The 10,746-nt window shown below is 69.1% G+C and carries 11 protein-coding genes; 6 read left to right on the top strand and 5 right to left on the bottom strand.

Annotated elements, in window-relative coordinates; translation table 11 throughout:
* Nucleotides 1-257 precede the first annotated feature (257 nt).
* The 3 genes from ACFWP5_RS18015 to ACFWP5_RS18005 all read left to right on the top strand — a co-directional run bounded on the left by ACFWP5_RS18015 (nt 258) and on the right by ACFWP5_RS18005 (nt 4,244).
* Nucleotides 258-947, top strand: coding sequence for a LuxR C-terminal-related transcriptional regulator (locus ACFWP5_RS18015; RefSeq protein ID WP_384156798.1), 690 nt, complete (start codon nt 258-260; stop codon nt 945-947).
* Between the two features lie 296 nt (nt 948-1,243).
* On the top strand, nt 1,244-3,172 hold the full coding sequence (locus ACFWP5_RS18010) for a 2-oxoacid:acceptor oxidoreductase subunit alpha (protein ID WP_384156795.1): 1,929 nt from the start codon (nt 1,244-1,246) through the stop codon (nt 3,170-3,172).
* Nucleotides 3,165-4,244 carry a 2-oxoacid:ferredoxin oxidoreductase subunit beta gene (locus ACFWP5_RS18005; RefSeq protein WP_384156792.1) on the top strand — a complete coding sequence of 360 codons (1,080 nt, stop codon included), beginning with the start codon at nt 3,165-3,167 and terminating at the stop codon, nt 4,242-4,244. The genes ACFWP5_RS18010 and ACFWP5_RS18005 overlap by 8 nt, the downstream gene beginning before the upstream one ends.
* A 66-nt stretch (nt 4,245-4,310) precedes the next feature.
* Here the strand turns inward: ACFWP5_RS18005 and ACFWP5_RS18000 are convergent, their stop codons facing one another.
* The 3 genes from ACFWP5_RS18000 to ACFWP5_RS17990 form a co-directional block, all read right to left on the bottom strand.
* Nucleotides 4,311-4,568: a hypothetical protein gene (locus ACFWP5_RS18000; protein WP_384156789.1), complete on the bottom strand. Its 258-nt coding sequence runs from the start codon at nt 4,566-4,568 to the stop codon at nt 4,311-4,313.
* A gap of 102 nt (nt 4,569-4,670) precedes the next feature.
* Nucleotides 4,671-5,075 carry a DUF6082 family protein gene (locus ACFWP5_RS17995; RefSeq protein ID WP_384156786.1) on the bottom strand — a complete coding sequence of 135 codons (405 nt, stop codon included), beginning with the start codon at nt 5,073-5,075 and terminating at the stop codon, nt 4,671-4,673.
* A gap of 376 nt (nt 5,076-5,451) precedes the next feature.
* On the bottom strand, nt 5,452-5,865 hold the full coding sequence (locus ACFWP5_RS17990) for a winged helix-turn-helix transcriptional regulator (RefSeq protein WP_384156784.1): 414 nt from the start codon (nt 5,863-5,865) through the stop codon (nt 5,452-5,454).
* A 101-nt stretch (nt 5,866-5,966) separates the two neighbouring features.
* Between ACFWP5_RS17990 and ACFWP5_RS17985 the strand changes: the two genes are divergently transcribed.
* Nucleotides 5,967-6,821, top strand: coding sequence for an SDR family oxidoreductase (locus ACFWP5_RS17985; RefSeq protein WP_384156781.1), 855 nt, complete (start codon nt 5,967-5,969; stop codon nt 6,819-6,821).
* Between the two features lie 40 nt (nt 6,822-6,861).
* Here the strand turns inward: ACFWP5_RS17985 and ACFWP5_RS17980 are convergent, their stop codons facing one another.
* Nucleotides 6,862-8,418 (bottom strand): alkyl/aryl-sulfatase, encoded by a 1,557-nt coding sequence (locus ACFWP5_RS17980; RefSeq protein WP_384156778.1) that lies wholly within the window; start codon nt 8,416-8,418, stop codon nt 6,862-6,864.
* A 201-nt stretch (nt 8,419-8,619) separates the two neighbouring features.
* Here ACFWP5_RS17980 and rarD point away from each other — a divergent pair, with 201 nt between their 5' ends.
* Nucleotides 8,620-9,534: an EamA family transporter RarD gene (rarD, locus tag ACFWP5_RS17975; RefSeq protein ID WP_384156933.1), complete on the top strand. Its 915-nt coding sequence runs from the start codon at nt 8,620-8,622 to the stop codon at nt 9,532-9,534.
* A 38-nt stretch (nt 9,535-9,572) separates the two neighbouring features.
* Nucleotides 9,573-10,058, top strand: coding sequence for a VOC family protein (locus ACFWP5_RS17970; RefSeq protein ID WP_384156775.1), 486 nt, complete (start codon nt 9,573-9,575; stop codon nt 10,056-10,058).
* Nucleotides 10,059-10,085: 27 nt separating this feature from the next.
* Here ACFWP5_RS17970 and ACFWP5_RS17965 read toward each other — a convergent pair.
* Nucleotides 10,086-10,746: hypothetical protein (locus ACFWP5_RS17965; RefSeq protein ID WP_384156772.1), on the bottom strand; the 661-nt coding region annotated here is incomplete at its 5' end.

Here is a 10,746-nt window from a genome sequence, read left to right as displayed (position 1 = left end):
GGGGGGTGGCCCTCCCGGGATCCCGGGGGCGGGGCCCGGGGGGGGTTGAGCGGACTAGGCCGCCGGGGGGGGGGGGGGCGGGGGTTCCCCCGGGCCGCCCCTCTTGCCGTGCGCTTGCCGTGCGCTTGCCGTGCGCTTGCCGTCCGATAGTCGACCCCCCCTATTCCAGTCGCCCGGACGCACCGAGGTCCGAATACTGGAATGCTGGACCTGTCGTGTGGACGGACGCGAACCGACGTGGGCCGGCAGGGCGGGCTATGGGGGGCCGAAACATCGTGGAGGACAGGGTGCGGGTGGTCATCGCCGAGGATTCAGTGCTGCTCAGGGAGGGCCTGACCCGGTTGTTGACCGACCGCGGGCACGACGTGGTGGCCGGGGTGGGTGACGGGGACGCGCTGGTGAAGACCATCACGGAGCTGGCGGATCAGGGCGCGTTGCCGGACGTGGTGGTGGCCGACGTACGGATGCCGCCGACGCACACCGACGAGGGTGTGCGGGCGGCGGTGGAGCTGCGCAAGGCGCATCCCGGCCTCGGCGTGCTGGTGTTGTCGCAGTACGTGGAGGAGCGCTACGCCACCGAACTGCTGGCCGGTTCCACCCACGGCGTCGGCTATCTGCTCAAGGACCGGGTAGCCGACGTGCGTGAGTTCGTCGACGCGGTGGTGCGCGTGGCCTCGGGGGGTACGGCGCTCGACCCGGAGGTGGTCGCGCAGCTGCTCGGGCGCAGCCGTAAGCAGGACGTGCTCGCGCGACTCACCCCGCGGGAGCGCGAGGTTCTGGGGCTGATGGCCGAGGGACGGACGAACTCCGCGATAGCCCGGCAGCTGGTGGTGAGCGACGGTGCGGTGGAGAAGCACGTCAGCAATATCTTCCTGAAGCTGGGGCTGTCGCCGAGTGACGGGGATCACCGGCGTGTTCTGGCCGTCCTCACCTACCTCAACTCCTGACAAACTGACACTGTGTCAGCTGTCCGGTCGCCGACCGGCGATTGTTCACCGCCGTCAGTCCGCCGTCAGTCCACTGTCAGCGAGTCCGAGAACCAGACAACGCAACGGGAGCGTCTTCAAGGGAAGCATCGGGGGGCGAGAAATCATGACAAGTCAGGGCGTCCGGCCGTCTCAAAACAGCATCCAGCATGCGAACAGCCGAAGGAAGGCGACCCTTACAGACGTAGGGTTGATCCTGGGAGGGTCGGCAGTACGACCATGCCCGGACAGCGTCCTCGAAGAGGAGGTCCAGTTCAGTGACCAGCCAGGTCAGTAGCCCAGCGGAGCAGGCCGACGAAGCCGTCGTAGGGGAACAACGCAAACCGGCGGGAGTGAAGGACGTCCAACGCCTGGACCGGGTGATCATCCGGTTCGCCGGTGACTCGGGTGACGGTATGCAGCTCACCGGTGACCGTTTCACCTCGGAGACGGCGTCCTTCGGGAACGACCTCTCCACACTGCCGAACTTCCCGGCCGAAATCCGCGCCCCCGCAGGCACCCTGCCGGGGGTTTCGTCGTTCCAGCTGCATTTCGCCGACCACGACATCCTGACCCCGGGCGACGCGCCCAACGTGCTGGTCGCGATGAATCCGGCCGCTCTGAAGGCGAACATCGCCGATGTGCCGCGCGGTGCGGAGATCATCGTCAACACGGACGAGTTCACCAAACGCGCGCTGCAGAAGGTGGGTTACGCCGCCTCGCCCCTCGACGACGGGTCGTTGGACGGCTACAGCCTGCACACCGTCCCCCTCACCACCCTCACCGTCGAGGCGCTGAAGGAGTTCGGCCTGACCCGCAAGGAGGCCGAGCGCAGCAAGAACATGTTCGCGCTGGGCCTGCTGTCGTGGATGTACCACCGGCCGACCGAGGGCACCGAGAAGTTCCTCAAGTCGAAGTTCGCGAAGAAGCCGGTGATCGCGGAGGCCAACATCGCGGCGTTCAGGGCGGGTTGGAACTTCGGCGAGACCACGGAGGACTTCGCGGTCTCCTACGAGGTCGCCCCGGCCGCGACGGCGTTCCCGACCGGTACCTACCGCAACATCTCCGGGAACCTGGCCCTGTCCTACGGCTTGGTCGCCGCGTCCCGACAGGCGGACCTTCCCCTCTTCCTGGGCTCGTACCCGATCACCCCGGCGTCCGACATCCTGCACGAGCTGAGCCGGCACAAGAACTTCGGCGTACGGACCTTCCAGGCCGAGGACGAGATCGCGGGCATCGGCGCGGCGCTGGGGGCGGCCTTCGGCGGCTCGCTCGCGGTGACGACGACGAGCGGCCCCGGTGTCGCCCTGAAGTCGGAGACCATCGGTCTCGCCGTGTCGATGGAACTTCCCCTCCTCATCCTGGACATCCAGCGCGGCGGCCCCTCCACCGGCCTCCCGACCAAGACCGAACAGGCCGACCTGCTCCAGGCGATGTTCGGGCGCAACGGCGAGGCGCCGGTCCCGATCGTCGCCCCGTGCACACCGGCCGACTGCTTCGACGCGGCGATCGAGGCCGCGCGGATCGCGCTCACCTACCGCACCCCGGTGATGCTCCTCTCGGACGGCTACCTCGCCAACGGCTCGGAGCCCTGGCGCATCCCCGACATCGACGAACTCCCGGACCTGACCGTCCAGTTCGCGCAGGGCCCGAACCACACCCTGGACGACGGCACCGAGGTCTTCTGGCCCTACAAACGCGACCCGCAGACCCTGGCCCGCCCGTGGGCCGTCCCCGGCACGCCCGGCCTGGAACACCGCATCGGCGGCATCGAGAAGCAGGACGGCACGGGCAACATCTCCTACGACCCCGCCAACCACGACTTCATGGTCCGCACCCGCCAGGCCAAGATCGACGGCATCGACGTACCGGATCTGGAGGTCGACGACCCGCACGGCGCGCGGACGCTGGTCCTCGGCTGGGGTTCGACGTTCGGACCGATCACGGCGGCGGTACGACGCCTGCGCGCGTCCGGCGAGGCCATCGCACAGGCCCACCTCCGCCACCTCAACCCCTTCCCGCGGAATCTCGGCGCGATCCTGAAGCGCTACGACCGGGTGGTGATCCCCGAGATGAACCTCGGTCAGCTCGCCACCCTGGTCCGGGCGAAGTACCTGGTGGACGCGCACTCGTACAACCAGGTGAACGGCATGCCGTTCAAGGCTGAGCAGCTCGCCACGGCTCTCAAGGAGGCCATCGATGGCTGAGACGTCCACGGAAGGCACGGGCACGATCGAGGCGCTTTCGCTCGTCCCCAAGGCCGAGGCAGTGCAGTCCATGAAGGACTTCAAGTCCGATCAGGAAGTGCGCTGGTGCCCCGGCTGCGGTGACTACGCGATCCTCGCGGCGGTGCAGGGTTTCATGCCGGAACTGGGCCTCGCCAAGGAGAACATCGTCTTCGTCTCCGGCATCGGCTGCTCCTCCCGCTTCCCGTACTACATGAACACGTACGGCATGCACTCCATCCACGGCCGCGCCCCCGCGATCGCGACGGGCCTGGCCGCGTCCAGGCGGGACCTGTCGGTGTGGGTGGTCACGGGCGACGGGGACGCGCTCTCCATCGGCGGCAACCACCTGATCCACGCCCTGCGCCGCAACGTCAACCTGAAGATCCTCCTCTTCAACAACCGGATCTACGGCCTGACGAAGGGCCAGTACTCGCCGACCTCCGAGGTAGGCAAGATCACGAAGTCGACACCGATGGGCTCCCTGGACGCCCCCTTCAACCCGGTGTCCCTCGCGATCGGCGCGGAGGCGTCCTTCGTGGCCCGCACGATCGACTCGGACCGCAAGCACCTCACCCAGGTCCTGCGCGAGGCCGCCGCCCACCCCGGCACCGCCCTGGTCGAGATCTACCAGAACTGCAACATCTTCAACGACGGCGCCTTCGACGCGTTGAAGGACCGCAAGCAGGCCGAGGAGGCGGTGATCCGCCTCGAACACGGGCAGCCGATCCGGTTCGGGGCGGAGGGTGCGCGGGGCGTGGTCCGGGACCCGGCCACGGGTGACCTGAAGGTGGTCGACGTGACCCCGGACAACGAGTCCCAGATCCTGGTCCACGACGCCCACGCAACGTCCCCGACCACCGCCTTCGCCTTGTCCCGCCTGGCCGACCCCGACACCCTGCACCACACGCCGATCGGCGTGCTGCGCTCGGTGGAGCGGCCTGTGTACGACACACAGATGGCCGACCAGCTGGACACGGCGATCGTGCAGAACGGGAAGGGTGACCTGGCCGCGCTGTTGGCGGGTGGGGATACCTGGACTGTTGTGGGCTGACGGTTCCGGTCATACGGAAGGGCCGGGGTGCAGTTCTCGCACCCCGGCCCTCCCATGTTGTGCTGATCAAGCGTCAGGGATGTCCCGTTTGGCACGGAGCAGGGTGTCGCGGGTGATGACGACGATGCGCTCGTAGTCGGCCCGGGCGGCATCGGCGGGGAGGAGGGCGTCGAGTTCTTCGGTGCGGTCGGTGCCGATCACCGCGAAGTTGCCGTCGCTGAGTTCGAAGAGGTCAGGGCACGTCTCCTGGGTGAGGCTCCCTCGTTGGCGCGGTGAGTCACCGAGGCGGCGGACGATGTTGACGGCAGAAGGTTCGCTGTGCACGCGCGGGAGCCTAGTGGACGCGAGTTTCCCAAGTCACCCTGGGTCACGCCCAGTTAGGCCCCCGGGATGAACGGCGTCACACATTGGGGCGAAAGCTGCCCTTCAGGACGACGGTCCGACCACCCACCATTCCTCGGGATCGTCGCGAAGCCTCTCCACCATCACGTCCACCGCCCTGCCCACGCGGGCCTCCAGCGATTCGGCGGGCAGGCTCCTGCGGTGTTCGCGGGTCATCTCCCAGTAGTCGTCGAAGACCGGGTTCCGGCACAACACCCTTAGGTGGCCCATGAGTTCGCCCCAGCCGATGGCACCCACACGGTGATTCAGCACGATCATGCCGTACTGCGCGTTGACGAAGAGCACCTGGCGACGCTGGCGCTCCGAAAGACCGGGCAGGGCGGTTGTCGCCTCCGCCAGCACCGGATCTGCCATCGCGCGCTCCGCCTGCGCGACCGCGATGCCGTGCAGGTTGATCAGATTCGCATGCCGGATCTCCTGGGCGAGCAACGTGAGTTGACTCAGTAATTCCTCGACCAACCGCTCCTGGCGACGGCGGCGGGACGCGCGCTGGAACGGACTACGCGTCCAGCCTGACCTTGCCCCTGCCGAAGAATCGTTCCCTCGCGTGTCCGAACTCTCTGTGGCCAATGCGAACCCCCGAGTCAGGCACCCGAACGTCGGCCTGCGGTCCCGTGGGCGGCACGGGAGGCCGGCGCGCGGTTGGGCACAGCGCCCCACCCCAGCATGCCGGGCGGTTCAAGGCGGCGTGAGAGGCGGAGAGGGGGCGCATGGATGGACGTGCCGCTCATGTCAACCGACGCCCTGACATGTGTGTGCCCGGCGAGCGCCCACCGCACTCCTTCACCGCAGGCGCCGGCGCTTCTCAGCCCCGCCCCTTCGCGGTGTCGTACACCTCCCGCGCCTCCAGCACCTTCCCCATCCGTTCCTTCGTCCACAGGGCCAGCCCCCGCACCTGTTCCGCCGCCTCACGGCCCAGGTCGGTCAGGGAGTAATCCACTCGCGGCGGAATCACCGGCTTGGCGTCGCGATGAACCAGGCCATCCCGCTCCAGCGTCTGCAGGGTCTGCGCCAGCATCTTCTCGCTCACCTGCCTCACCTCTCCGATCGCCCGGCGGAGTTCGCTGAAGCGGTAGGGGCGGTCGAGGAGTTCGATCAGGACCAGGACGCCCCAGCGGGACGTGACGTGTTCCAGGATCAGGCGGTGGGGGCACATCGCCTCGCCCGCGTCGCGGCTTCCCGGCACCTCTGCACTAACCACCATTGCACTTACTGCCATGCCAGTACCTTACTTCAAAGTGGGTACTTTCCATGAGTTAGCGCCTCCCCTAGGGTTAGTGGCACGCACCCCACCCGCACCACCACAAGGAGTCGTCACCCATGAGCATCGTCGTCACCGGAGCCACCGGACATCTCGGCCGCCACGTCGTGGAGCAGTTGCTGGAGAAGGTTCCCGCAGGTCAGATAACCGCGGTCGTCCGTACGCCGGAGAAGGCCGCCGGCTTCGCCGAGCGTGGCGTGAAGATCGTGGTCGCGGACTACAACGCCCCCGAGACCTACGACACCGTCTTCGCCGCCGGCGACAAGGTGCTGCTGATCTCCGGCAACGAGTTCGACAAAAGCCGGGTCGGGCAGCACAAGGTCGTCATCGAGGCCGCCAAGGCCGCCGGTGTCGCGCTCCTCGCCTACACCAGCGCCCCCGGCACCCTCACCGCCGCCCTGGCCGACGACCACCGCGGCACGGAGGAGGCGCTGCTGGCCTCCGGTCTGCCGTACGCCCTGCTTCGTAACGGCTGGTACAACGAGAACTACACCGAGCAGCTGGCCCCCGTCCTGGAGCACAACGCCGTCGTGGCCGCCGCCGGTGACGGCCGGGTCTCCTCCGCCACCCGTGCCGACTACGCAGCTGCCGCCGTCGCCGTACTGACCGGCGAGGGCCACGAGAACCAGACGTACGAACTGGGCGGCGACGAGGCGTTCGGCTTCGCCGAGTACGCGGCCGAGCTGAGCCGGCAGACCGGCAAGGAGATCGCCTACAACAACGTGCCCGGCGAGACGCTCGTCGGCATCCTCACCGGGGCCGGGCTGCCCGAGGCGTTCGCCGCGATCCTCGCCGGGGTCGACGCGTCCATCGAGAAGGGCGAACTGGTCGTCTCCACCGGGGACTTGTCCCGTCTGTCGGGCCGGCCGACCACGCCGATCAGCGAGTCGATCGCGGTCGCGCTCAAGGGCTGACCCACCTCCGGAGGGCCTCTCCCCCGCTACGGTCCGAGGGTCACGGCGTGACGACCGGGAACCCCTTGTCGGGCTGGGTGACGTGGGAGAAGAGGCGGGCCAGCAGGGACTCGTCGCCCTCGGTCGTGATGCCGTCCAGGCCCTTGCCCGCGAGGATGCCCAGGAGTTGGGGCTTCGTGAGGGTGAGGGTCAGGTCCGCCTTGGTCTTGGGGGTGCCCACGGTGCGGTGGGTGAGCGCGCCGTCGTGCAGGGTGAGGCGGTGGCGGCGGTCCTCGTCGGTGAGGACGAGGTCGATGGTGAGGTCGTCGTCCCAGGCGCGGGGGCCGTCGATGCGGACGGCGATCGAGTCGAGCAGCATGTCCGTGGTCAGCGCCATCGCCATCCCCGGGTTGCCGGTGTCCATGGCGATGGGATTGACGCCGTGGCGCAGCTCCATGGCGGAGGTCAGATAGAAGTTGCGCCAGGTGCCGTTCTCGGCGCCGTGGCCGAGCGACTCGTAGACCTGGGCCAGGAGTTCCTTGGCGTCGGTGCGGGACGGGTCGGCGAAGACGATGTGGTTGAGGAGCGTGGCCGCGAAGCGCGGGTCGCCGGAGTCGACGTAGCCGCGGGCCTTGCGCAGCGCCTCGTCCGCGCCGCCGGCCAACTCCACGTACCGCTGGGCGAGTTCGACCGGCGGGTGCTCCCACAGGTGGGCGGCGTTGCCGTCGAACCAGCCGAGGTAACGCTGGTAGATCGCCTTGACGTTGTGGTTGAGGGAGCCGTAATAGCCGCGCGCGTGCCAGGACTTCTCCGGCGCGGGCGGCAGCTCCAGCTGCTCGGCGATCTCCGGCCCGGTCAGGCCGTCGTTCAGCATGCGCAGCGTCTGGTCGTGCAGGTACGCGTACAAGTCCCGTTGCGCGGCCAGGAATTGGACGACGTTGTCGTGACCCCAGGTCGGCCAGTGGTGGGAGGCGAACGCGACGTCGTAGGCGTCGGCGAAGTACTCGATGGCCTCGTCCAGGTACCGCGCCCAGACGCGGGCGTCGCGGACGACGGCGCCGCGCAGGGTCAGGATGTTGTGCATGTTGTGCGTGGCGTTCTCGGCCAGGCACAGGGTGCGCAGCTCGGGGAAGAGGAAGTTCATCTCGGCGGGCGCTTCGGTGCCCGGGGTGAGCTGGAAGACGATGCGGACGCCGTCGAGCGTCTCCTCCTGGCCGGTGCGGGTGATGTCGTGCGTCGGCGGGACAAGGCTGATGGTGCCGTTCGAGGTCGTCATACCGAGGCCGGCGCTGATCTGGCCCTCGGGTGACTTCGGCAGCCGGTCGCCGTACATGAAGATCGCGCGGCGGGTCATGGCGTTGCCCGCGTAGACGTTCTCGCTGACCGCGTGCTCCAGGAACCCGGCCGGAGCGAGGATCGGCACGTCCTCTTCGGTACCGCGGGGCAGGACACCGCGCGAACCGCCGAAGTGGTCGCCGTGCGAGTGCGTGTAGATGAGCCCGGTGACCGGGCGGTCGCCGCGGTGCTTCCGGTACAGGGCGAGCCCGGCGGCGGCCGTCTCCACGCTCAGCAGCGGATCGATGACGATCACCCCGCGCTCGCCCTCGACGAGGGTCATGCATGACGGGCGGCCGTCATGACCGTATGGCGATACGCCCATGACAGCCGAGGCCGTTCGGCGCTACCTTCGTGCCTGGCCGCGCGGACGCGGCCAGGCAGGGCGCGCGCGAAGGAGGGGCCCGTGAGCGGGAAGCCGAGCGGGAAACCGAAGGGCGAACAGCACCACATAGGACTGCTGAACGGCTTCGCGGCATACGGCATGTGGGGCCTCGTCCCACTGTTCTGGCCCCTGTTGAAGCCGGCCGGCGCCGCCGAGATCCTCGCCCACCGGATGGTGTGGTCGCTCGCCTTCGTCGCCGTGGCACTGCTCGTGATCCGGCGCTGGGCCTGGGCCGGCGAACTGCTGCGCCAGCCGCGCAAGTTGGGCCTCGTGACCATCGCCGCGGCCTTCATCACCGTCAACTGGGGCGTGTACATCTGGGCCGTGAACAGCGGCCACGTCGTCGAGGCCTCGCTCGGCTACTTCATCAACCCCCTCGTCACCATCGCGATGGGCGTCCTGCTCCTGAAGGAACGGCTGCGCCCGGCGCAGTGGGCCGCGGTCGGCGTAGGCCTGGCCGCCGTGATCGTCCTGGCCGTCGGCTACGGCCAGCCACCGTGGATCTCCCTCTGCCTGGCCTTCTCCTTCGCGACGTACGGCCTGGTGAAGAAGAAGGTCAACCTCGGTGGCATCGAGTCACTGGCCGCGGAGACGGCGATCCAGTTCCTGCCCGCGCTCGCCTACCTGTTGTGGCTGAACTCCCACGGCGACCTGACCTTCGCCCAGGAGGGCACCGGCCACGCAGCGCTCCTGGCCTCCACCGGCATCGTCACCGCACTCCCCCTCGTCTGCTTCGGCGCGGCGGCGATCCGGGTGCCGCTGTCGACACTGGGGCTGCTCCAGTACATGGCGCCGGTCTTCCAGTTCCTGCTGGGCATCTTCTACTTCCACGAGTCGATGCCGCTCGAACGCTGGGCGGGCTTCGCGCTGGTGTGGCTGGCCCTCATCCTCCTGACGACGGACGCGTGGCGCACGGCGAGGAGGGGCAGGGCGGCAGCGGCGGCGATCGCGCAGGAGAGGACCGCGACGCCAAGTCCCAACCCGGTGGATACGGCGGACACGGTGGAGGCATAGCCCCGCAGGCGCGTCGTCCCGGTGCCAGAGTGAAGGCCATGACACAGACGCCCACGCCCGCACCCCCCACGCCCACACCCGTCCACTGGAAGCTGGTCATCGACGCCGCCGACCCGCACGCGCAGGCGGACTTCTGGGCCGCCGCGCTCCACTACGAGGCCGAGGACAACAGCACGCTCGTCGAACAGCTCCTGGAAATGGGCGCGTTGCCCGTAGCGGCGACCGTCGACTTCCACGGCCGCCCGGCCTTCCGGGACCTGATGGCCGTACGCCACCCCGACGACCCCTACGACAAGGACCGCGGCACCGGCCTCGGCCGCCGACTGCTCTTCCAGCGGGTCCCGGAGGCGAAGACCGTCAAGAACCGCCTGCACCTCGACCTGCACCCGGGCCCGGAACGACGCGAGGCCGAGGTGGAACGCCTGACGGGCCTGGGCGCGAGCGTGCTGCGCCGGGTGACGGAACCGGCCGGCGCGTGGGTCGTGATGACGGACCCCGAGGGCAACGAGTTCTGCGTGGCGTAAGCAGAGGTAACCACGGCTGCGGACAGCTCAGTCGGCGGACTTGCGGGCGCGTTCGGTGAGGCGGCCCATGCGGGCGCGGGCGGACTCCAGTTGCTCGATGTCCTCTACGGCGGGGCCGTCCTCGGTGGTGAGTTCGGTCCACAGGTCGATGAGGTCGCGGCCGAGGGCGAGGCCCTGCTCCGGGTCGCGTACGGCGCGCCAGGCCGTGGCCGCGCTCTGGACGTTGCCGTAGGCGGCCTCCGCGTCGTGGGCGCGGTGGCGGATGTGGGCGAGGTCGAGGGAGAGGTGGAAGGAGCGGAGCGGGTCACCGGCCAAGTAGGCGATGTAGGCGGCGAGTTCGCGCAGTCGTAGGACTTCGGGGTGCTCGGGGCCGAGAGCGCCCGCCGCGTCCGCGACGGTCCGTTCCGCGAGCCCCGCCGCCTCCTCGATCCGCCCCGCCTTGACCGCCTCGTTGATCCGCACCATCGGCTCGATGAGAAACGCGGTCCCCGCTCCGTCGGTCGTCACCGGTTCGTCCCCCAGCACGGCTTCGGCCACGGCGTCGAACCCGCGCGCGGGCGTCGGCTTGGGGTCCGGTTCCGGGGCGGTGAGGGCTGGGAAGAACCGCTGCGCCAGTACGCGACGATGCAGGGCGCCCTCGTCCCGCACACCAAGGACCTGGAACAACTCGGCGTCCCCAGCGCCCGAA

It is taken from the genome of Streptomyces sp. NPDC058469 (genome assembly GCF_042721125.1).
GTDB lineage: Bacteria > Actinomycetota > Actinomycetes > Streptomycetales > Streptomycetaceae > Streptomyces.
Note: the sequence above shows the minus strand (reverse complement) of the source record. Positions and strands in the feature narration are given on the sequence as shown.

What these genes read in the sequence shown, in the direction of transcription:
- ACFWP5_RS18015 (WP_384156798.1), top strand. Translation starts at nt 258, where the DNA reads ATGGGGGGCCGAAACATCGTGGAGGACAGGGTGCGGGTGGTCATCGCC.
- ACFWP5_RS18005 (WP_384156792.1), top strand. Translation starts at nt 3,165, where the DNA reads ATGGCTGAGACGTCCACGGAAGGCACGGGCACGATCGAGGCGCTTTCG.
- ACFWP5_RS17985 (WP_384156781.1), top strand. Translation starts at nt 5,967, where the DNA reads ATGAGCATCGTCGTCACCGGAGCCACCGGACATCTCGGCCGCCACGTC.
- ACFWP5_RS17980 (WP_384156778.1), bottom strand. Translation starts at nt 8,418, where the DNA reads ATGACCCTCGTCGAGGGCGAGCGCGGGGTGATCGTCATCGATCCGCTG.
- rarD (WP_384156933.1), top strand. Translation starts at nt 8,620, where the DNA reads ATGTGGGGCCTCGTCCCACTGTTCTGGCCCCTGTTGAAGCCGGCCGGC.
- ACFWP5_RS17970 (WP_384156775.1), top strand. Translation starts at nt 9,573, where the DNA reads ATGACACAGACGCCCACGCCCGCACCCCCCACGCCCACACCCGTCCAC.
- ACFWP5_RS17990 (WP_384156784.1), bottom strand. Translation starts at nt 5,865, where the DNA reads ATGGCAGTAAGTGCAATGGTGGTTAGTGCAGAGGTGCCGGGAAGCCGC.